This is a genomic window from Neomoorella stamsii (genome assembly GCF_002995805.1).
GTDB classification, from domain to species: Bacteria; Bacillota; DSM-521; order Neomoorellales; family Neomoorellaceae; genus Neomoorella; species Neomoorella stamsii.
Map to the genome: position 1 here is coordinate 42,639 of NZ_PVXL01000031.1, position 21,808 is coordinate 64,446.

Annotated in this window: 21 protein-coding genes; 17 read left to right on the forward strand and 4 right to left on the reverse strand. The window is 56.1% G+C overall.

The window, feature by feature from the left end; all coding sequences use genetic code 11:
* Positions 1 to 23 precede the first annotated feature (23 nt).
* Positions 24 to 956, forward strand: a complete 933-nt coding sequence (locus MOST_RS05640) for an aminopeptidase (protein WP_054936013.1) — start codon at positions 24 to 26, stop codon at positions 954 to 956.
* On the opposite strand, the gene MOST_RS05645 is transcribed toward MOST_RS05640, so the two are convergent.
* A complete protein-coding gene (locus MOST_RS05645; RefSeq protein WP_054936014.1) occupies positions 953 to 1,225 on the reverse strand; it encodes a hypothetical protein in 273 nt (90 codons plus the stop codon). The genes MOST_RS05640 and MOST_RS05645 overlap by 4 nt on opposite strands.
* A 73-nt stretch (positions 1,226 to 1,298) precedes the next feature.
* Between MOST_RS05645 and MOST_RS05650 the strand changes: the two genes are divergently transcribed.
* Positions 1,299 to 2,486 (forward strand): M20 family metallopeptidase, encoded by a 1,188-nt coding sequence (locus MOST_RS05650; protein WP_054936015.1) that lies wholly within the window; start codon positions 1,299 to 1,301, stop codon positions 2,484 to 2,486.
* 26 nt (positions 2,487 to 2,512) lie between these two features.
* Positions 2,513 to 3,472, forward strand: a complete 960-nt coding sequence (locus MOST_RS05655; protein WP_054936016.1) for an SH3 domain-containing protein — start codon at positions 2,513 to 2,515, stop codon at positions 3,470 to 3,472.
* Between the two features lie 15 nt (positions 3,473 to 3,487).
* Here MOST_RS05655 and MOST_RS05660 read toward each other — a convergent pair whose 3' ends face one another.
* Entirely contained in the window at positions 3,488 to 4,705 is a 1,218-nt protein-coding gene (locus MOST_RS05660) for an MFS transporter (protein WP_054936017.1), read from the reverse strand.
* 213 nt (positions 4,706 to 4,918) lie between these two features.
* On the opposite strand from MOST_RS05660, the gene argC reads away from it, so the two are divergent.
* The 7 genes from argC (at position 4,919) to argH (ending at position 13,285) form a co-directional block, all read left to right on the forward strand.
* Entirely contained in the window at positions 4,919 to 5,959 is a 1,041-nt protein-coding gene (argC, locus tag MOST_RS05665) for an N-acetyl-gamma-glutamyl-phosphate reductase (RefSeq protein ID WP_054936018.1), read from the forward strand.
* 18 nt (positions 5,960 to 5,977) lie between these two features.
* Positions 5,978 to 7,195: a bifunctional glutamate N-acetyltransferase/amino-acid acetyltransferase ArgJ gene (gene argJ, locus MOST_RS05670; RefSeq protein WP_054936019.1), complete on the forward strand. Its 1,218-nt coding sequence runs from the start codon at positions 5,978 to 5,980 to the stop codon at positions 7,193 to 7,195.
* A gap of 19 nt (positions 7,196 to 7,214) precedes the next feature.
* Entirely contained in the window at positions 7,215 to 8,108 is an 894-nt protein-coding gene (argB, locus tag MOST_RS05675) for an acetylglutamate kinase (RefSeq protein ID WP_054936020.1), read from the forward strand.
* Positions 8,109 to 8,138: 30 nt separating this feature from the next.
* Entirely contained in the window at positions 8,139 to 9,347 is a 1,209-nt protein-coding gene (locus MOST_RS05680; protein WP_054936021.1) for an acetylornithine transaminase, read from the forward strand.
* A 47-nt stretch (positions 9,348 to 9,394) separates the two neighbouring features.
* Complete coding sequence (gene argF, locus MOST_RS05685; RefSeq protein WP_054936022.1) at positions 9,395 to 10,339, forward strand: ornithine carbamoyltransferase; 945 nt, start codon at positions 9,395 to 9,397, stop codon at positions 10,337 to 10,339.
* 36 nt (positions 10,340 to 10,375) lie between these two features.
* The gene (locus MOST_RS05690; RefSeq protein WP_106007056.1) at positions 10,376 to 11,650 is read left to right on the forward strand and encodes an argininosuccinate synthase; all 1,275 of its coding nucleotides are present in this window, start codon (positions 10,376 to 10,378) and stop codon (positions 11,648 to 11,650) included.
* Between the two features lie 249 nt (positions 11,651 to 11,899).
* Positions 11,900 to 13,285, forward strand: a complete 1,386-nt coding sequence (gene argH, locus MOST_RS05695) for an argininosuccinate lyase (protein ID WP_054936024.1) — start codon at positions 11,900 to 11,902, stop codon at positions 13,283 to 13,285.
* Between the two features lie 234 nt (positions 13,286 to 13,519).
* Here the strand turns inward: argH and MOST_RS05700 are convergent, their stop codons facing one another.
* On the reverse strand, positions 13,520 to 14,149 hold the full coding sequence (locus MOST_RS05700; RefSeq protein ID WP_054936025.1) for a nucleotidyl transferase AbiEii/AbiGii toxin family protein: 630 nt from the start codon (positions 14,147 to 14,149) through the stop codon (positions 13,520 to 13,522).
* Positions 14,098 to 14,397 (reverse strand): DUF6922 domain-containing protein, encoded by a 300-nt coding sequence (locus MOST_RS18475; protein ID WP_407937680.1) that lies wholly within the window; start codon positions 14,395 to 14,397, stop codon positions 14,098 to 14,100. Before MOST_RS18475 ends, MOST_RS05700 begins: the two co-directional genes overlap by 52 nt.
* 232 nt (positions 14,398 to 14,629) lie before the next feature.
* Between MOST_RS18475 and MOST_RS05710 the strand changes: the two genes are divergently transcribed.
* From MOST_RS05710 to MOST_RS05740, 7 genes are all read left to right on the forward strand, one after another.
* The gene (locus tag MOST_RS05710; protein WP_054936027.1) at positions 14,630 to 17,365 is read left to right on the forward strand and encodes a sigma-54-dependent transcriptional regulator; all 2,736 of its coding nucleotides are present in this window, start codon (positions 14,630 to 14,632) and stop codon (positions 17,363 to 17,365) included.
* Positions 17,366 to 17,605: 240 nt separating this feature from the next.
* The gene (locus tag MOST_RS05715; RefSeq protein ID WP_244266982.1) at positions 17,606 to 18,091 is read left to right on the forward strand and encodes a PTS sugar transporter subunit IIB; all 486 of its coding nucleotides are present in this window, start codon (positions 17,606 to 17,608) and stop codon (positions 18,089 to 18,091) included.
* Positions 18,092 to 18,105: 14 nt separating this feature from the next.
* The gene (locus MOST_RS05720; protein ID WP_054936029.1) at positions 18,106 to 18,873 is read left to right on the forward strand and encodes a PTS mannose/fructose/sorbose/N-acetylgalactosamine transporter subunit IIC; all 768 of its coding nucleotides are present in this window, start codon (positions 18,106 to 18,108) and stop codon (positions 18,871 to 18,873) included.
* Positions 18,874 to 18,875: 2 nt separating this feature from the next.
* Positions 18,876 to 19,709, forward strand: a complete 834-nt coding sequence (locus MOST_RS05725; protein ID WP_054936030.1) for a PTS system mannose/fructose/sorbose family transporter subunit IID — start codon at positions 18,876 to 18,878, stop codon at positions 19,707 to 19,709.
* A gap of 71 nt (positions 19,710 to 19,780) precedes the next feature.
* On the forward strand, positions 19,781 to 20,191 hold the full coding sequence (locus MOST_RS05730; protein WP_054936031.1) for a PTS sugar transporter subunit IIA: 411 nt from the start codon (positions 19,781 to 19,783) through the stop codon (positions 20,189 to 20,191).
* Entirely contained in the window at positions 20,188 to 21,300 is a 1,113-nt protein-coding gene (locus MOST_RS05735; RefSeq protein WP_054936032.1) for a uroporphyrinogen decarboxylase family protein, read from the forward strand. The genes MOST_RS05730 and MOST_RS05735 overlap by 4 nt, the downstream gene beginning before the upstream one ends.
* A 209-nt stretch (positions 21,301 to 21,509) precedes the next feature.
* Positions 21,510 to 21,788 carry an HPr family phosphocarrier protein gene (locus tag MOST_RS05740; protein ID WP_054936054.1) on the forward strand — a complete coding sequence of 93 codons (279 nt, stop codon included), beginning with the start codon at positions 21,510 to 21,512 and terminating at the stop codon, positions 21,786 to 21,788.
* The last annotated feature ends 20 nt before the right edge of the window (positions 21,789 to 21,808 follow it).

Sequence of the window (21,808 nt, forward strand, 5' to 3'; positions counted from 1 at the left end):
CCATTTATGAAGGAGTTGTTAACATGCCTGATCTAGCTTCAGCCTGCCGCCTGGCCCTTGCGGAGTGCCTGGCGGTCAGGGCCGGAGATACAGTCCTCGTTGTTACCGATACTGTTCTTCAGACCATTGGTGAGGCCTTCTTCCAGGCCGCCCGGGAGTTAAAAGCCGAAGCGGCCATCATCACCATGCTGCCGCGGGATAACCACGGCCAGGAACCGCCGGCCATGGTAGCGGCGGCCATGCGGCAAAGCCAGGTCGCCGTCCTGGCTACCTCCAGATCCCTGTCCCATACCCGCGCCCGCCGGGAGGCTAACGCAGCCGGCGCCCGCATAGCCTCCTTGCCCGGCGCTACAGCTGATATGCTGGAACGTACCCTGGCCGTCGATTATACGGCCCTGGCCGCAGACTGTGAGCATTATGCGGCCATTCTGACCCGCGGCCGGGAGGTCCACCTGACGACGCCGGCAGGGACGGATCTTACCTTTAGTATTGCCGGCCGCCAGGGTCACCCCGATACCGGCCTCTACCGCCGGCCGGGCAGCTTTGGTAACCTGCCGGCGGGGGAGGCTTATATTGCCCCGGTGGAAGGTACGGCGGCGGGGCTCCTGGTTATTGACGGGGCCCTGGCCGGGATCGGCGTTTTAGAGAAGCCCCTGCGGATTAAAGTTGAAGCAGGGCAGGCCGTTGCGGTCGGCGGCGGCCGGGAAGCCCGCCTGCTAGAAGATATTTTCACCCGCTATGGCCCGGCCAGCCGCAACATCGCCGAGCTGGGCATAGGGCTAAATCCCCTGGCCAGGCTGACAGGCAACGTCCTGGAAGATGAGAAGGTCCGGGGTACCGTACATATTGCCCTGGGCGATAACAGTACCTTTGGCGGCCAGGTAGAAGCTCCCAGCCACCTGGACGGTATTCTCCTGCAGCCCCGGCTCAGGGTTGACGGGCAGCAGGTCCTTTAGCTCACACCCAGTTCCAGCGGGGCGCTGATCCCCTGGGAAGAGCGGCTGCCGCTACGTACTGGATTAGTTCCGGGATAGCGGTAATGAGGGGGAGTGGCGAAGCTGCGAGGCAGTCCGGCCGGCGGAAAGCTTACTTCCCCGGTAAGGGCGGCCGTTTCCCGGTGCCGGTAAGGGCAAAGGAAAGGCTGGCCCTGTTCCAGGATTCCGGCCAGCTCACAGGCACCATGGTTTAAATAGGAGCAATGCCGGTTGCAGGTTGCCAGGGTCATATGGAGTACCTCCTTCAGGTTGTATTATTTCCCCTGGCCGTAAATCTAATCTACTACTGCAAGGGGTCCATATATGCTTGCCGTCAAAGAAAGAATTGCCCGGGCCATTGCATCCTTAAAAGAACAGATTATCAATGTAGCCGAAGCTATTTATGATCACCCGGAACCGGGCAACCAGGAGTATTTTGCCGTAGAGCTACTGACAGGCATCCTGGCGGAACGGGGTTTTAAGATTACCAGGCCCCTATGCCAGCTGCCGACTGCCTTCAGGGCCGAGCTGGCTGGCCGTTCCGGCCCGCGGGTGGCCCTACTGGCCGAATACGACGCCCTGCCGGGGCTGGGACATGCCTGTGGCCACAACCTGATAGCTGCTGCCAGCCTCGGGGCGGCCTTAGGGTTAGCAACCATAATTAAAGAACTCCGGGGGACCATTGTCGTTTTAGGTACACCGGCCGAAGAAACCCGGGGGGCCAAGGTGGTGCTGGCTCGCCAGGGCGCCCTGGACGACCTGGATGCGGCCATGATGTTCCACCCCGGGGATACCAATACCGTGGAAGTAAGTTCCCTGGCCCTGGAAGCCCTGGAATTCGTTTTTGAGGGCCGGGCGGCCCATGCTGCCTCCAGCCCGGAGGAAGGTATTAATGCCCTGGAAGCGGTCATCCAGTTATTCAATCATATCAATAGCCTGCGCCCCTACCTTAAAGACGGCGCCAGCGTCCAGGGCATTATTACCGAGGGGGGGACTTCGCCCAACATCATTCCCGAACGCGCCGTGGCCCGTTTTTACCTCCGGGCCCGTACCCGGGGGGCCTTAAATAAGGTTATCGAGCGGGTGGAAAATTGCGCCACGGCGGCAGCCCTGGCAACCGGCAGCCGTTACTGGTACCACAACTACGAACCTTCCTATGAACCCATGCTGACCAATCGCGCCCTGGCCGCAGCCTGGCGAGACAACGTGAAAGAGCTGGGGGTAATCGATTCCGGCTTCCCCAGCAATAGCCGCGGTTCCCTGGACATGGGGAACGTCAGCCAGGTGGTGCCGGCCATCCACCCCTACCTTTCCCTGAATGCCGGCAAACTGGTGCCCCACAGCCGCCAGTTTGCCCAGGCAGTCCGGGGTGAGGCCGGGCGGCGGGTTGTCATCCTGGCTGCCACGGCCCTGGCCTGGACGGCGGCGGATGTCATGCTTGACAGGGATTTGTTGCAGCGAATTAAAGAGGAATTTACCAGCACTATTCATACCCGCCATCCTGGTGCATAAAGATTTAAAAGGATGGGGGTGGGGACATGGGTAGTCGCTGGCGCTGGTTGCGGGCCTTAATTATCCTGGCTGTGGCAGCCTTTGTCTTCTGGCAACGGACGGCAACCGGGCAGGTCAATGTTTATGAAGCCCGGGCCCTGGCCGTTATGGGCCAGAACAGCAAGGAAGGCAGGGAAATATTAAGGGAACTGGCCGAAGGCCGTAAGCCAGAAGTCTATCACCTGCAGGCTGAAGGGGATATTGCCCCAGCGGCAGGGACGGAAAAGATTATCGGCGTTACTTTATCCAAAGACCGGGGCCTGCTGGGTATCTTCAGCACCCCGGGAAGCCAGCCGGTAATGCTGGACTGCATCGATACCTTGCCGCTGCAGGAAGTAAAGGTGGTCCAGCTGGAGGCCGGACGCAATGCCATTTTAATCCGGGAACTCCTGGACGAGCGCTTCGGTGCCTATTTTTTGAGCAGCTTTTATGCCCTTTATACCTGGCAGGGGGAAGGTTTGCAGGAAATCTGGCGTAAAGTTGCCGGCAATGAAGAACGCTGGCATAAAAAATGGCTGGACCAGGGCGAAGGCTGGCAGGGGGTCAGCGAACAGGTGACGACGGACTTTACCCGGGAAGAGGGGCGGCTGGCCATTAAAACCATTAGCAGCCAGACCCTCTGGTTGGCCCCGACAGCAACCGGTCCCCGGACGAAAATCCAGAGCCGGACGGTAACCCACACCTATCGTTGGGAACCGGCCTGGGGGGCCATGGTCATGGCCGTAGGCAGGGTAAATAAAGCTACCAGCCTTAAAGAGCGCCAGGGGAATAAGTATGCTGACCGGCTTAATCTAGCGGCCGGGGAGGAGGTAGCTGTCCTGGAGGATGAGGACCTGCTGTCCTGGTTAAAACCGGGGGAACCTTCTTACTGGCGGGTAAAGACCAAAAGCGGCCGGGTGGGTTATGTTTTGAAAGGTCACCTGGACCTGTTGGCAGGCAAGGCTTAGAAGGTTGCCGATCCTTCACTTGCCGCTGCTTATTTTTAAGGCTGTTTGCGGTTCCCGCACTTCCCGCCACACCCAGATGAAATTGAGGAACAGGAGGATACTGGCGGCGTAAAAAACCGATCGCAGGCCAAAGAGGGCGGCCCAGAAGCCACCGGCCAGGGGGCCGGAGAAGTTGCCCAGGAAGAAAGCGCTCTGGGTAAGGCCATAGACCCGGCCCCGTTTTTCAGGCGGGGTAAACAGGCCGATGAGGGAATTGGCCATGGGCAACAGGCCCCCCAGGAAAAGGCCCTGGAAGAAACGCAGGCTGATGAGGGGGAAGACCTGGCCGACAAGGGCCTGGGGGAAGTAAAACAAAGCCGAACCGGCCAGGCAGGCCAGGAGGCAGCGTTTGTAGCCCCAGTAAGGGGCTTGGCGACCGAGGATGGTAACGGCTATTACCTGGGCCAGCCCCGTCACCGCCACCACCAGGCCTACCAGGGTATTAAAATTGGAGCTCCCGGCAGACAGTTCTCGCACATAGAGGGGCATCAGGGGTTCAACCCCCCGCGTGGCAAACTGGGACAGGAAGATAACGACAAACAGGCTATAAATAGTTAGCGGCCAGGAGAGCAGCCCGATCAAGCTGCTCTTTTCAGTGTTTTTGGCTGCTGCCCGCACAGGTGGGTGAAAGTCTTCATGGACCAGGGTGGCCGCCAGGATGGTACCGGTTATGGCCAGCAACCCGGCCAGCATGAAGACGACCCGGAAGGGAAAAATATCAGCCAGGACGCCGCCAATTAAAGGTCCCAGTACCAGGCCTAGGACCTGCCCGGTTTGCAGCCAGCCCAGGGCAAACCCGAGGCGGTTTTCCGGGGTGGTACTGGCGGCCAGGGTCAGGGCAGCAGAGGAAAAGCCGCTGAAGACACCCATCAGGATGCGGCAGATTAACAGTTGATAGGCGCTGGTAACGAAGGCAGGTAATACAGTAAAGATGGCAACGCTGGCTGCCGAACGGACCAGCATAGGCTTGTGGCCGTAACGGTCGGCCAGAGCACCCCAGAAAGGTGACATCAAGCCGGAAAAAAGGGCGTTGACGCCAAGGAGGATGCCGGACCAGGCTTTAAGGGAGCGGGGATCGGTAACCCCCAGCTCGGCAACAAAGAAGGGTAAAAAGGGAGTGACAATCTGGAAGGTACTTGTCGCCAGCAGTTGAATGATGACCAGGAGATAGAGGTTGCGCTGCCATTCAGACATAAAATTCCTTTCCCCTCCAGGTTGCACCTTTTCACCAGGCACCGGTATGACTATGACAGAATTTATCGGCGTATAAAGTCCACCATTTATCTTATGACTCCTGGCAACTCTTGTCAATGCAATGTTAAGATAAAGTAAAATTTTACCCATGCTATTGCATTAATATGCATTTCTATTGTATAATTATAACATCACTCAAGGAGGTTCCCACCCTTGGTCAAAGCAGGCATTATCGGCGCCACCGGCTATACCGGAGCCGAATTAGTCCGCATCTTAAGCCGGCACCCGCAAGTAGAGCTGGTGGCCCTTACCTCGCGGAGTTATGCCGGTGAGGATATGGCGGCCGTTTACCCGGCCCTCACCGGCTATACCGGCCTTCCCTGTGCAGATCTAACCCCGGAAGAGGTCCTGAAACGGGTGGAAGTGGTCTTCATCGCCCTGCCCCACGGCCACGCCGTGCCGGTGGCCGCCCGGGCCCTGGAGAAAGGCGTCAGGGTCATCGACCTGGGAGCCGACCTGCGCTTCCGGGAGGCCAAAACTTACGAAGAATGGTATAAAGTCCCCCACGGTAACCCTGAGCTGGCAGCCAGGGCCGTTTACGGCCTGCCCGAAATCCATAGAAAAGCCATCCGGCAGGCCCGGGTGGTCGCCAACCCCGGCTGCTACCCCACCAGCGTCATTCTAGGCCTGGCGCCCCTGCTCAAGGCCGGTTATATCGACCCGGCAACCATTATTGTCGATGCCAAATCAGGCGTGTCCGGGGCCGGCCGGGAGGCCAAAGTTACCAGCCTGTTTGTGGAGTGCAATGAAAATATTAACCCCTACGGTGTGGCCGGTCACCGCCACACCCCAGAGATCGAGCAGGAACTGAGCGCTCTCGCGGGGATGGAGGTTAAGGTATCCTTTACCCCTCACCTCCTGCCCATCAGCAGGGGGATTTTAAGCACCATGTATGCCACCCTGGCCCGGCCGGCAACGGAAGCAGAACTCCGGCAGGTTTACCAGGATTTTTACGCCGGGGAACCCTTTATCTATCTCCTGCCGCCCGGCAGGTGGCCCCATACCCGCTGGGTGTATGGCAGCAACAACTGCCATATCAACCTGGCGGTGGACGGCCGCACCGGCCGGGTGGTGGTCGCCAGCGCCATTGACAACCTGACCAAAGGCGCTTCCGGCCAGGCGGTGCAAAACTTCAACCTCATGTGCGGTTTCCCGGAAACCATGGCCCTGGCCGCACCGGGACTATGTCCTTAAATACGGAGGAAGGAAGAGATGACTGGAGACATCCAGAAGGTTGACGGCGGCATTACCGCCCCCCAGGGTTTTGTGGCCGCCGGTGTCCATGCCGGCTTAAAAAAGGAAAAGAAGGACCTGGCCCTGATTGTCAGCGAAGTACCGGCGGCGGCGGCAGCCGTCTATACCAGGAATCGCGTCAAGGCAGCACCCCTGATAGTTACTAAAGAGCATCTCAAAACCGGGATAGCCCGGGCCATTGTCTGCAACAGCGGCAATGCCAACGCCTGCACTGGGGAGCGAGGTTACCGGGACGCCCGGGAAATGGCAGCTATTACGGCTGAAGCCATAGGCTGCGAACCCTGGCAGGTGGTGGTGGCTTCCACCGGTGTGATTGGCGTGCCCCTGCCCATGAATAAGATTAGCGCCGGCATCCGGGCAGCGGTAGAAAAGCTGGCAGTAGATGGCGGCAGCGATGCGGCGGCGGCTATTATGACTACCGACACCAGGAAGAAGGAAATTGCCGTCCAGTTGCCCCTCGGCGGGGCGACGGTAACCATCGCCGGCATAGCCAAAGGTTCCGGCATGATCCACCCCAACATGGGAACCATGCTCTGCTTTTTAACCACCGATGCTGCCATGGAACAGCATGACCTGGACCAGGCCCTACGGGCAGTGGTAGACCGGACCTTCAATATGGTAACGGTAGACGGCGACACCAGCACCAACGATATGGCCGTTATCCTGGCCAATGGCTGCGCCGGCAACGCCCCCTTGACCATTGAAGATCACGCCGCCTTCCGCGCCGGCCTGGAGTACGTCTGCCGTCACCTGGCCCGCCTGATTGCCCGGGATGGTGAGGGAGCGACCAAACTCATCACTGTGGAAGTGCGGCGGGCGGCCAGCGAGGCTGAAGCCCGTATTGTTGCCCGGGCCGTGGCCGGCTCTAATCTCGTGAAGAGCGCCATCTTTGGCGCCGATGCCAACTGGGGCCGCATTCTCTGTGCTGCCGGTTACTCCGGGGCAGAGATCGACCCGGAGAGAGTGGACATTTACCTGGAAAGCCGGGCCGGCTGCGAGCAGATGGCCATGGACGGCGAGCCCCTGCCCTTTAGTGAAGAGAAGGCGGCGGCCATCTTACGGGAAGAGGAAATCACCATTACTCTGGATTTAAATCAGGGAACGGCCACAGCCACCGCCTGGGGCTGCGACCTGACCTATGACTATGTGAAGATCAATGCTTCCTACCGGACTTAAGGAGAGGAGGGACCGGGAGATGACCCTTTCGCCCCTGGAAAAGACGGGCATCCTCATCGAAGCCCTGCCCTATATCCGCCAGTTCTACGGCAAAACGGTAGTGATCAAGTATGGCGGCCATGCCATGACCAACTGTGACCTGAAAAGGGCTGTTATGCAGGACGCCGTCCTTATGCACCTGGTGGGCATGCGGCCGGTGATTGTCCATGGCGGGGGGCCGGAAATTACCGGGATGCTCAAGCGCCTGGGCAAGCAGTCGGAGTTTATCCAGGGCCAGCGGGTAACCGACGCCGAGACCATGGAGATTGTGGAAATGGTCCTGGTGGGGAAGATTAATAAAGAAATTGTCACCAATATCCACCGTTACGGCGGCAAGGCCATCGGCCTCTGCGGCAAGGACGGCAATCTCATTGAAGCCAGGAAGCAGCTGGCCCATATCCAGCAGGAAGATGGGGCGGAGGTTGACCTGGACCTGGGCTTTGTCGGCCGGGTGGAAAGAATAAATCCCGGCATTATTGAAACCGTCATCGCCGAAGGTTACATCCCCGTGGTGGCCCCCATCGGCGTGGGCCCGGAGGGTGAAAGCTATAATATCAACGCCGACCTGGTGGCGGGAGAACTGGCCGTGGCTTTGAAGGCCGATAAACTGGTCCTCCTGACGGATGTGGAGGGGATTTTAGCGGATCGCAATAATCCCGGCTCTTTAATTTCCGCCCTGGAGGTTGGCCGGGTGCCGGAACTCATCCGGCAGGGCGTTATTACCGGCGGCATGATCCCCAAGGTCAACTGCTGCATCCGCGCCCTGGAGGGCGGCGTTAAGAAAACCCATATTATTGACGGGCGCATACCCCACTCTATTTTGCTGGAGATATTCACCGATACCGGCGTGGGGACCATGGTAGTACCGGGGTAAAACGAAAGTCGGAGGCAGGAGGTGCCGGAAATGGATAATGCGGCTCTTATCGCTCTGGGGGAAAAATATGTGATGCGTACCTACGGGCGCTACCCCCTGGCCCTGGTGCGGGGTGAGGGAGCCTGGGTCTGGGATGCCGACGGCCGGGAGTACCTGGACTTTGTGGGTGGCCTGGCAGTTAACTCCCTGGGGCACTGCCACCCCCGGGTAGTGGCGGCCATCCGGGAGCAGGTGGGGAAGCTCATCCACTGCTCCAACCTTTACTGGATTGAGCCCCAGGTTGAGCTGGCGCAATTGCTGGTGGAAAATTCAGCTCTGGATAAAGTCTTTTTCTGCAACAGCGGCGCGGAGGCCAATGAAGCGGCCATTAAACTCGCCCGCAAGTATGCCAAGGAACACCGGGGGCCGGAAAGCTACGAGATTATTACCATGCGCCGTTCCTTCCACGGCCGTACCCTGGCTACCCTGACGGCTACCGGCCAGGAGAAATTCCACCGCGGTTTTGCTCCCCTGCCGGCAGGCTTTAAATACGTCCCCTTCAATGACCTTGCCAGCCTGCGGGCAGCGGTAGGTCCCCGGACCTGCGCCGTCATGCTGGAACCGGTCCAGGGGGAAGGCGGCGTCTACGCGGCCAATAAAGATTACCTCCAGGCGGTGCGGGCCCTCTGCGACGATGAAGGACTTTTACTTATCTTTGACGAAGTGCAGTGTGGCCTGGGCCGCACGGGTTATCTCTTCGCCTACCAGTATTATGGGGTGGAGCCCGACATTATGACCCTGGCCAAGGCCCTGGCCGGCGGGGTGCCCATCGGCGCCATGCTGGCCAAAGAAAAAGCAGCCGCTGCCTTTGGCCCCGGGGACCATGCCTCCACCTTTGGCGGTAATCCCCTGGCTACGGCCGCCGGGGTGGCCGCCTTTAAGGCCCTGCTGGAAGAGGGCCTGGTGGAAAATGCCCGGGTTCTGGGAGAATATTTCTACCAGGAGCTGGAGAGGCTGGCCCGGGAATTTCCCCAGTTAACAGAAGTAAGGGGCCGCGGCTTCCTGCTGGGAATAGAAATTGACGGCCCCGCTGATGCCGTGGTGGCTGCCTGCCAGGAGCGGGGTTTGCTCATTAACTCCCTCCACGGCCACGTGCTGCGTTTCCTGCCCCCCCTGACTATAAGTAAGGACGAAATCGACCGGGCCATAGCTATTTTAAAGGAAGCCTTACAGGAAGTTCTGGGGCAAGGGATGCATTAAGCAACAAGGACAAAACATTAAACATTAAACGAAAGGAGAGGTTTTTAATGAACGACCTGGCAAAGGGTCTCAAAGGCCGTGACTTCATCTCCCTGAAGGATTTTACCAGCGAGGAGATCTTTTACCTCCTGGACCTGGCCGATGAACTCAAGGCCAAACTTAAAAGAGGGGAGCCACACCCACTGCTTGCCGGCAAAACCCTGGGCATGATCTTTACCAAGCGTTCCACCCGAACCCGGGTGGCCTTTGAAGTAGGCATGTACCAGCTAGGCGGCTATGCCCTTTTCCTGACCAAAGACGACCTCCAGCTGGGCCGTGGTGAGACCATTGCCGATACGGCCCGGGTCCTGTCTCGTTACCTGGATGGCATAATGATCCGCACATTTGCCCACCAGGATGTAGAGGAACTGGCGGCCCACGCCACCATCCCCGTCATCAACGGCCTGACGGATTTGCTGCACCCCACCCAGGCCCTGGCGGACATCATGACCATCCGCGAGTGGAAAGGGAAGCTTAAAGGTTTAAACCTTACCTTTATCGGCGATGGCAATAACGTCGCCCATTCCCTCATGTACGGCGGCGCCAGAGTGGGCCTCAATGTGACCATCGCCTGCCCGTCTGGCTATGAACCCCTGCCTCAGGTGGTAGAAGAAGCCCGGCGTATAGCCGCTGAAAACGGCAGCCACATTGCCGTCACCAATAATATCCGGGAAGCAGTTGAAGGCGCCGACATCCTTTACACTGACGTCTGGGCTAGCATGGGCCAGGAAGCCGAGGCGGAGAAGCGGCGCCAGGCCTTCCAGAAATACCAGCTTAACAGCGAACTATTAAAACTGGCCAAACCTGACGCCATGGTCATGCACTGCCTGCCGGCCCACCGGGGCGAAGAGATTACCGACGAAGTGATCGACGGTCCCCAATCGGCCGTCTTTGATGAAGCCGAAAACCGCCTCCACGCGCACAAGGCTATTATGGCAGCCCTGATGGGTTGAAGCAGGGAAGGGCCCAAGCGGGTAAGGACGGCCAGAATGCAGGCAGGCGGCCAACCCGCCTGGTTTTGTTGCGCTACAATTAAAGCGAAAGGAGTCTTTCCTGTGGCGGAAAAGGTAGTCCTCGCCTATTCCGGCGGGCTGGATACTTCCATTATTATCCCCTGGCTCAAAGAAACCTACGGCTACGAAGTTATTGCCATGGCCGTTGATCTTGGCCAGGGCGAGGAACTGGCGCCCCTGGAGGAAAAGGCCATCAAGAGCGGGGCGAGCAAAATCTACATCCTCGATAAAAAGCGGGAGTTCGTTGAAGATTATATCTGGCCAACTTTAAAGGCCGGGGCCATTTATGAAGGCAAGTATCTCCTGGGTACCTCCTTTGCCCGGCCCCTTATTGCCAAATGCCTGGTAGAGGTGGCGGAAAAGGAAGGCGCCACCGCCGTAGCCCACGGCGCTACCGGCAAGGGTAATGACCAGGTGCGCTTTGAACTGGGAGTTAAAGCGTTAAACCCCAATTTGAAGGTCATTGCCCCCTGGCGCCTCTGGAACATTCGCTCCCGGGAAGAGGCCATTGACTATGCCACCGCCCGGGGCATCCCGGTACCGGTCACCAAAGACCGGCCCTACAGCATGGACCGCAACCTCTGGCACTTGAGCCACGAAGGCGCCGACCTGGAGAACCCCTGGAACGAACCCCAGGACGACCTCTATTTAATCATTACCCCGCCGGAACAGGCCCCGGATAAACCCACTTATGTGACTATTGACTTTAAAAAGGGCATCCCGGTGGCCGTGGAGGGGGAAAGGCTGGACGCCGTGACCATCCTAGAAAAATTGAACGACCTGGCGGCGGCCAACGGCGTCGGCATCGCCGACATGGTGGAAAACCGCCTGGTGGGCATGAAATCCCGGGGCGTCTATGAAACCCCCGGCGGTACCGTCCTTTACCTTGCCCACCGGGAGCTGGAAGCCCTCACCCTGGACCGCATGACCATGCACTTCAAGGAAATTGTGGCCGCCAAATACTCAGAGCTGGTCTATGACGGCAACTGGTTCTCGCCCCTGAAAAAGGCCCTGGACGCCTTTGTGGACAGCACCCAGGAAACGGTCACCGGCACCGTGCGCATGAAGCTGTACAAGGGTAACTGTACTCCGGCAGGAGTTAAATCACCCTACTCTATCTACAGCGAAGACCTGGTGACCTTCGGCGCCGGCGGCGATTACGACCACAAGGATGCCGCCGGCTTTATCAACCTCTTCGGCCTGCCTTTGAAAGTCCGGGCGCTGATGGAAAAAAAGGCGGGTTTGAGGTAGTACTTCGAAGGCTGATATTTGTTAGGAGCGAACGACTTGGCCCGAGCGGTAAAGCGGTCTTGGCGAAACCGTAGAGCGAGGGCGGGGCCGAGGACAGGAGGTCCGAGGCCGGCCTTTGAGGCAAGGACGCCGAATAGGCCGGGAACCCCGCCCGAGCCGGAGGTTGAGCCATAGACCGCTCCACAAGGGTCAGGGAGTGAGCGAAAAACAAATGTCAGCTTTGAATTAATGAACAAAGGGAGTATCACTATGAAGCTCTGGGGCGGACGCTTTACCAGGACAACCGACCGCCTGGTGGAGGACTTCCATTCCTCCATCAGCTTCGACCAGCGCCTTTACCGGCAGGACATAGCCGGCTCCATAGCCCATGCCAGGATGCTGGCAGCGGTGGGGCTCATTACCCCGGCCGAGGGCGAGGCCATTATTAAAGGGCTGGAGGAAATCCGGACCGACATAGAGGCCGGGCGGGTAACCTTTGATGTGGGCGCTGAAGACATCCATATGAACATAGAAAAGCTGCTCACGGAACGGATCGGCGAGGCCGGGAAAAAGCTGCACACGGCGCGCAGCCGCAACGACCAGGTGGCCCTGGACCTGCGCCTGTATTTAAAAGAAGAAATTCCAGAAGTAAAAAGACTCCTGGCCGGCCTGCAAAAGGTCCTGGTGGACCTGGCGGCTGAGCACCTGCACACCATCATGCCCGGCTATACCCACCTGCAGAAGGCCCAGCCCGTCACCCTGGCCCACCACCTGCTGGCCTACTTTGAAATGTTCTACCGCGACCAGGAGCGTTTAGACGGGTGCCTGGCGCGGGTAGATGTCATGCCCCTGGGCGCCGGCGCCCTGGCAGGGACAACCCTCCCCATTGACCGGGAGATGGTGGCCCGGGAACTGGGCTTTAAAGAGATCAGCGTCAACTCCCTGGATGCTGTGGCCGACCGCGATTTTGTGGTGGAATTCCTGGCGGCAGCTTCCCTCATCATGATGCACTTAAGCCGCCTGGCCGAAGAAATAATCCTCTGGTCCAGCGAGGAATTCGGCTTTATCGAGCTGGACGACGCCTACAGCACCGGCTCCAGCATGATGCCCCAGAAGAAAAACCCTGACGTGGCTGAACTGGTGCGGGGGAAGACGGGCCGGGTGTACGGCCACCTCATGGGCATGCTAGCGGTCCTGAAAGGTTTACCTCTGGCCTACAACAAGGACCTGCAGGAGGATAAAGAAGCCCTCTTTGACGCCCTGGATACGGTGAAGGGGTGTCTCATGGTCTTCACCCCCATGCTGGCCACGGCCAGATTCCGGGTTGAGCGGATGCGGGAAGAGGCGGCCCGGGGGTTTGCCGCTGCCACCGACGTGGCCGAATACCTGGTGCGCAAAGGTTTACCCTTCCGCGAGGCCCACGCCGTGGTGGGGTCTCTGGTGCTGCACTGCCTGGAACAGGGCAAGTCCTTCCAGGACCTCACCCTGGCCGAGTGGCAGTCCTTTTCACCTTATTTTTCGGAAGACATCTTTAACTACATAACGGTGGAAGCCTGCGTGAAGGGCCGCGTTCTCCCCGGCGGTCCCGCCCCCGCCGCTGTAGCTAAGGCCCTGGAGCGGGCCAGGAAGATTCTTGCGGGAATCTACAGCATATAATAGCGCCCGGACTTTAATAACAGGTCCGGGTTTTTTTCTTATCCTGGCTGGGAAATCTCTAAATTATTACAGAACGGCTGCCTCAAAAATATTATCTCCAGTTCTATTATTATGCCAGGTAAAACTTTTGGTTGTAACGGCGCTTTTCCCGTACGGGTATATAAAACAGGAGCCTCCTCCTCAGCACCTTCAAGTATCGAAGACTTCGATTGCTTGAACGGCGACATAGGGGTTTTAGTTTATAGCCGTCAATAGAGGCGGTACTACTTCCTCGAAATATTCTTTTACCTGGTTCCAGCTTACCCGGCGCAGGAGTACCGGTTCTTTTTCCCTTTCGGCATCGGCAAAATAGGTCAGGCTTTTCAGCACGTGATACAAGTTAAAGTTGGTCCCTGCAAACTTGCGCTTGTAGAATTCCAAGCACTGGCGCAGGTCGGCAATTTCCCGGGCAATAAAATACAGGTCATAAAAGTCCTTTCTGCTGCCCCGCGAGGCGATGGCTTCTATTTTCATAGGGGCAATATCTTCAGGGGATGCCACCGGGCAACCCCTGAACGTAGCAATGGGAAAGAGAAGGGGATACCGGTAATACAGAAAACTAACTTTAGTTCCCCGGAAAATCCCGTGCAAGGTGCCCCACCTTTCCCCCAATAACTGAAAGTCGTCCAACTCATCGAGCCTTTGTTTAAGCATTAAAGTATCTACAGGAGATGGCGAAAAGAAATCCAGGTCTTCCGAAAGGCGATGTCCTAGGTGTAAGGCCAGGGCCGTACCGCCGGCCAGGTAAAAATTTTGCAGTAAACCGGTAGAGCTTAATAATTCCAGTGCCTCCTGTCCCTGCGGTGGGAGGGCGGACGTAAACACCTGAGGTCATCCTCCTGCAAATGGTAGTAACAGCGCCAGAAGTTACCGGTTTTAGCGGACAATCTAGGGCTCGTCTTGATTACTTCCAGGAGCTCTTCATCCCTGTACTGTCTCATAACCCACCGGATGGCTCTAGTATCCCCATATTCCAGCAATCGCTCGAGGATAAAATATGACTCATTCCAACTATCCAGGCTGTCAAAGGACACGTCCCAAAAATACTTTTTTAAAAAAGCCGGTAACCTCAACGGGTATCTCCTGCCCTTTCCCCAGCTTGAGGATAATCTTTTAGGTCTCTTTCAACTTTTCACCATGGTAATTATACCATTTTTTACGGGGATGTGAAAGTTTACCAGTGACTTTTCCTTACTTGAGTTCTCCCGCTTATTTCAAAATGTTCTTGCTCTCAGCCTGAAAATAAGCTACATTAATACATTATAATAGTGTTTTAAAGTGTTTTAGGGCGGGGAGCGGGAGATAATGGAACGCAAGAAGAAAGTATTGTTAGCCCTGGCCAGGCTCTGCCAGGAAAAAGCGCCGGCAGGTCAACTGGAAATAGGCTTTACGGCTCAGGAAGTGGCCCAGGAGGCAGGCATAACCCGCAGCAATGCCAGCGGCGACCTTAATTACCTGGTCAAGGAAGGGCTGGTGGTTAAATTTCCCGGCCGGCCGGTAAGGTTTGTCACCAGGCAATACTGGGAAGAGAGTAAGGCCAGGAATGGCAGGGAAGATACCGGAAGGATGGCAGTCCAGGAAATCGAAATGAATCCGTTTGCCAGTCTATTGGGCTGGAATTCAAGCCTCAAAGTAGCCGTGGAGCAGGCCCGGGCCGCCCTCCTTTACCCGCCTCACGGCTTGCATACTCTCCTTATCGGCCCTACCGGCAGCGGCAAAACCCTTTTTGCCCGGACTATGTTCAGGTACGCCCAAACTTTGGGGCGAGTTACCGGCCAGGCCCAGCTGGTGACCTTCAACTGTGCTGATTATGCCCATAACCCCCAGCTGCTCATGAGCCACCTTTTTGGCCATGTTAAAGGCGCCTTCACCGGGGCCACCCAGGAAAAGCCTGGCCTGGTAGATGCCGCCCATAAAAGTATCCTCTTCCTGGATGAGATCCACCGCCTGCCCCCGGAAGGCCAGGAAATGCTTTTTTATTTAATGGACAACGGCCAGTACCGGCGTTTAGGAGAAACCGGGAGCTACCGATCCTGCACCACCCTGGTTATCGGCGCTACTACTGCCGACCCCCATTCTTCCTTACTGGCCACCTTTTACCGGCGCTTTCCGGTAGTGATCAACATCCCGGCCCTGGCCGAGCGCCCACTGGCCGAAAGGTTATTGCTTCTAAAGCAACTATTGGCGAATGAAAGCCGGCAGATTGGCCGGCCTTTAAAGGTTACTGCTGATGCCATCCGCGCCCTGCTCCTCTATGATTGCCCGGGAAATATTGGCCAGCTATTTAACGATATCCGTTTAACCTGTGCCCGCGCCTTCCTGGATGCTACCAGCAAGGGTACCAGGGAAGTAGTTATTACAGCGGCCAGCCTGCCACCCCACGTGCGGCCGCGCTCTGCTGCTGAAGAAAACTACCTCCAGGAACTGGCCGGGCTGGTCCTGGAAGAAGAATGGTATATTGAACCTGATGAAGCCGGGGTTATTGCGGCTTGCCAGGTACCAGACCTTTATACTTTACTGGAGAAAGAAAGGGAAGCTAAAGGGGTTGAGGGTATAAAAAGTGAAGCTCAATGGAAGCGAGCCCGGCAGGCCCTGGAAGAATATTATCACCGCTACCTAAAAGAGACAGTCCAGGATTGGAAAAATGCCAGGTTACGGCTGGCGCGCCTGGTTGGCCAGGATACCATCGTCCTGGCCCAGGAGGCCATTAAAATAGCCAGGGAAGACTTGCCGGGGCAGGTCGACACCAGTACTTTCCTGGCCCTGGCCCTGCATCTCAACGCCTGCCGGCAGCGATTAAAGACCGGGCAGGAAATTATCAACCCCTACCTGGAGGAGATTGCAAAGGAATACCCCCGGGAGATAGAAGTCGCCCGGAAAGTCATGGCTTTAATTGAAAAGAGATTAAACCTTGCCCTCCCCCCGGATGAAGCGGGATTTCTGGCCATGTTGTTCCGGGCAGGCAGGCAGGGAAAAGAACCGGCAGGGGAACCGGTGGGGGTCGTCGTCATGGCCCACGGCAGCCGCACGGCTACCAGCATGGCGGAAGTAGCCAATAAACTGGTAGGCACCAGTGCGGCCCTGGCCCTGGATGTACCCCTGGAGGGCGAACCGCAGCAGTGGTTGATTGAAGCTACCAGGGTGGTCCGCCAGGCTGATAGAGGAAGGGGTGTACTCTTACTGGTGGATATGGAACCTTTAATTTCCTGGGGTGAAATCATTGCCAAAAGGACGGGCCTTAAAATTCACATCCTGGATAATGTCACGACGGCGATGGTTATCGAGGCTGTGCGTAAAGCCAGCAGGTTTCCCCTGCATGAACTGGTAGCAGAAATAGGAAGGTATCATTACCCGGAAGAATACTGGCCCCTGGAAGGGCAGGGGAATAAAATCATCATAGCCACCTGCCTGACAGGGGAAGGGGCGGCCCGCCGGATCAAGGCCATGATCAGGGAATGGCTGGGGGACAGGGAGGAGATAAATATTGTTACCGTTAATATGAACGGCCAGGTAATTGGCAGCGGGATGGGATGGCAGGCTCTAAAAGGAAAAGGGAAACTGGTAGCCGTGATCGGTAGCGTTGACCTGAAAATCCTGGATGTACCTTTTATTTCTCTGGAAGAATGGCTACTGGGGCAAGGCCGCCGGCGTTTGCAGGAACTATTACAGTTACCAGCCGGTGAGTTGGAAATTACCCCTCAGGAACTGGAGGCGGTCCTGGCCCAGTACCTGCGTTTTCTGGATCCGGGCAAAATGCTAAACCTTTGTTCGCAAATCACACGGCAACTCAGCCAGAGCCTTGGGCGCCAGTTGCTGCCCCATCACATAATTAATCTGACCGTTCATTTGAGTTGCCTGGTGGAAAGACTGCAGGCCGGCGAACAGGGTAGTTTCTGGCCGGGGGAGGAAGAGATAAAAAGACGTTACCCGCGGGAATGGCTGGCAGTGGCCGAAGCCCTGGCCAGCCTGGAAAAGAATTTTAATATAACTATCCCTGCTGGTGAGATAGCCTTTGTGGTCCAATTTCTCCAGGAGACTTGAGCCGGGCTGGACAATGAGGCCGGGGCCTGTAACCCCGGCTGATTGTTTGCCGTGGCGGTTTTTGTGTTTCTTTGTGTTTTAAACACTTATTCCCGGCCTGGATACCCTAAAGACTGGCATGAAACTTGCAATGTTAAGGAATTGTTACGTTGATAAAAATTTCTTTATGAGGTGAGGTGAGAGAAAGGAAAAAGGACTGCTCGAGATACAAGGGAAAGGAGGTGTTGAGAAGGCTTGAGTGTGGTAGTTTTGTTCCGGATTGATGAACGCTTGATTCATGGCCAGGTAGTTACGGCTTGGGTAGGCCATGTTAAAGCCAAAAGTATTATGGTTGTCGATGATGCCAGTGCTCGTAACCCGATGCTGACTAAAGTTTTAAAAATGGCGGCGCCGCCGGGAATACCGGTAAGTGTCTATGATGTGGAAGCAGCCAGCCAGGCTTTAGCCCGGAGTGACGAGGCTAACCGGATCATGCTCATTGTCAAGACACCGGAGGTGGCACAAAGGCTTATTGCCAGTGTGGATAACAATAACGTGTTTCCTCCGGAGATTAATATGGGCAATGCCGGCAAGACGCCGGACAGGACCAAAATTACTCCTAACGTTTACCTGGATGCCAGCGGCCTGGCGGCTCTAAAAGAAATTAAAGCTATGGGTTATGAAGTATATTTTCAGACTGTTCCGGGTGATACCCGTTTTACGTGGGAAAAGGTAGTAAAGGCTTAGAGGAGGGATTAAAGTTGGAATTATGGCAGGCAGCAGCTATTGCCTTTGTCGGGTACCTGGGATGGATTGCCACCCCCTGGCTGGGAGGACAACCCATAGGCTGGTATGTTTTTGGGCGTCCCCTGATTGCTGGTACTTTAGTTGGATTGATTTTAGGTGACCTGCCTACCGGTATGATGATTGGTGCTACTATTAATGCCTTGTATATTGGCGCTGTTACTCCCGGCGGGGCAATGGCGGCTGATTTGAATTTTGCCGGCTATGTCGGCACGGCTTTAGCAATGTTAACTAAAGTGTCACCTGAGGTTGCCGTTACCCTGGCCGTCCCTCTGGGGCTGGTAGGTACCTTTACCTGGCAGCTCTTTGCCACGGTGGGGGTATTTTTCGCCCATGCCGCCGACCGGTATGCTGAAAAGGCTAATATTCCCGGCCTTACTTTTATGTTAATGGGTGCCCCCCAGATTTTAGCTTTTATCCTGCGTTTTGTACCGGCCTTCCTGGTTATCTACTTCGGAGCACCAATTGCCAATAACCTGGTAGCCCTCATCCCGGCCTGGCTAACTAAAGCCTTAACCGTTATCGGTGGTATGCTCCCTGCCTTGGGTATGGCCGTCCTGCTCAAAATGTTAAATAAAGACAATCGTTATATAGCCTTTTTCCTCCTGGGTTTCCTGGCCGTGGCTGCTTTGAAACTACCTATTTTACCTGTATCGGTAGCAGGGGTTGCGCTGGCCCTGATTAATTTGATTTATACCAGCGAAACTAGCCAGAAGGAGGCATAAAAATGCAGGAACAAGCGGCCAAAGCGGTACCTGAAATAACGAAGAAGGACCTCCGGGCAGTGACTTTACGCTGGCTTTTCTTCAATACTTCGGCCTGGAACTGGGAACGCATGCAGCATATTGCCTTTGCGTGGAGCCTGTTGCCGGTTCTAAAAAAGCTTTATCCAGGTAGAGAGGAACTAGGTGCGGCGCTGAAAAGGCACATGGTTTTCTTCAATACCGAGATGACCATCGGCAGTCCCATTATTGGCGCCATAGCAGCCATCGAACGCCAGAAGGCTGCCGGGGAGGAAATAGCCGATGAAACCATTAATGCTATTAAAAGTGGTCTTATGGGACCTTTTGCAGCTATCGGGGATTCCCTCTGGGCCAGTGCTGTCAATGCCATCCTGTTAAGTTTTGCCATGAGCATGGCCTTGCAGGGCAATATCCTGGGACCTGTAATCTATGCCATCGCCTGGATTGCTCTGACCTGGTATATGATGTCTACCGGGATCAATTTAGGTTATCGCCTGGGAGTAAATGTCTTAGATTCGGAATTTTTGACTCCCCAGACTATTGAGCGGGTGACCCGGAGCCTTAATATTTTAGGCCTCGTTGTAGTAGGAGCTTTAAGTGCCACCTTTGTTTCCCTTTCCACTCCTATCCAGTGGACTTTACAGCAAAAGGCGACTACCCTGCAGTCCATCTTAGACGGCATGATGCCCAAGTTTTTACCCCTTTTGTGGGTAGGGCTGGTGTGGTACCTGCATCAATTCCGCAACTGGTCGATCATGAAGTTGCTTAGCTTTACCATCGTGGTAGGTCTCGTGGGTTCTTTACTGAGAATCTTTTAACTTAGCTTGCCCGGGGCCTGGAGGCAAACTCCAGGCCCCTCCAACCCGACTTCAACTGGGAGGATTATATTTTGGTTGGCATATTATTATTGACTCATGGGAAACTCGGCGAGGCTGTCCTGGATGTAGTAACCATGCTTTTGGGTTCCCAGGAACAGGTCCGGGCCCTGGCCTTAAATCCAGGAGACCAGATTGATGCCTTCCGGGAAAAGGCCCGGGAACTGGCTACGGAGCTGGATCAAGGTGACGGGGTTTTACTCCTGGTGGATGTAGCCGGGGGTAGCCCGGCCAATATAGCCCTGGAGATGGTTACTTCGGGTAACAGGGCTGTGGTAACCGGTGTTAACCTGCCGATGTTGCTGGAATTATTTATCCATCGCAAAGGGGCAACACTGGCGAGTTTAGTTGACCGGGTTCAGGACTGGGGTCGCGAAGGGATCTCTACCCTGAAACCGGAAGATATGGGGAGTGCTGCTGTATGAACAGCAGGGAAAGGGTTATTAAAGCCTTAAAACACGAAGAACCCGACCGGGTACCACTGGCTTTGGGCGGCAGCGCTTACAATATCCATGATCAAGCTTACCGTAGGCTCCTTGAATATCTAGATTTGCCCAGTGACTGGCCACCGTTTCGCCAGGATGGGTTTAAGACGTGTAACTACCTGGACGAAAGGGTACAGGACGCCCTGGGGATAGATTTTCGTTATGTTTATCAACCAACACCTGATCTGGTACGCCTGGATGGTACCAGAGTCATGAACGGCTGGGGGCTTACTTTAGAAAAGGTAAACGGGTTTTCCCATGCCCAGCCAACCCTGGCCGGAGCTACAATTAAAGACATTGAAAACTATCCCTGGCCTGATCCCCGCGATTACCGGCCGGCTCCCGGGACCAGGGAAAAGGCGCGGTCCTACCAGGAGGTCGGACTGGCGGTAGTGGCCCGTTCGGTTTGTTCTTATGGCCTCCTCGAGCAAGCAGGGCAATTACGCGGCACCGAACAGTTCATGGTTGACATGTTGCTGGATGAAGCCCTGGCCCGGTGCCTGGTTGATCACATCGGCAATACGATTTATGGTCTAATGGAAGTATACCTGGACGAAGTAGGGGGCTATATTGATATCCTGGAACTGCCAGGTGACGATTACGGCTCCCAGGCCGGCCCGATTATTTCCCCTGACCTGTTTAAAAAATACTTCCGGCCCTGGTACAGGAAGCTGGTGAATTTAGTAAAAAGCAAGTCGCCCGGCACTTATGTCCTGGCCCACAGCGACGGGTTTATTACTCCCTTCATACCCGGCTATATTGAAGCCGGCATTGAACTGCTGCACCCCTTACAACCGGGAGTGGGGATGGACCTGGCGGCCGTTAAGCGGGAATTTGGTAAGGATATTGCTTTTATAGGCGGCATTGACATCCAGCAGGCCCTGCCTGCCGGCCCGGAGGCAGCGGTGGAAGAAGTTAAAAAACGCTTGCAGGAGCTGGCTCCTGGCGGCGGCTATATCCTGGCGCCCGCCAACCATATCGGGCCGGACGTAGCTCCGGCAAGCATTGTGGCTATGTACCGGGCGGCGGCGGAACTGGGGAGATATTAAAAACTGGCGGTGAAAATATCTGGTGTTAAATTTTACTTTATGGTACTATAGTTCATTAATCGGAGTGTAAACGGTGATGGTAGGGAGATGGTGCAGTTTGGCCGGTTAAGCCAGGTTTAACGATGAAAATAACGGACTGGCATTTGTTTGGAGCGAGAAAAACAATGCCAGCCTGGAGCGAAGTTATTTTCAGGGTAGGAGATGACTTTATGCCAGAGGCCAGAGTTATCCTTAAGAACCCTTCCGGATTACACGCCAGGCCGGCAGCAGTATTCGTCCAGGCGGCCAATGGCTTTACAGCAAATATTATCTTGCAGCGGGACGGTAAAGAGGCAAACGGGAAGAGCATCCTGGCGGTTATGGGCCTGGGAGCCAAATACGGCAACGAACTGGTCATCCGTGCCGAAGGGGAAGATGCCGACCAGGCCCTGGCTACCCTGGTGGCACTGGTGCAGGCAGGTTTGGGCGAAGCAGAGCTGCCGGGGTAACTGCTTAAAAGGAGATGGCC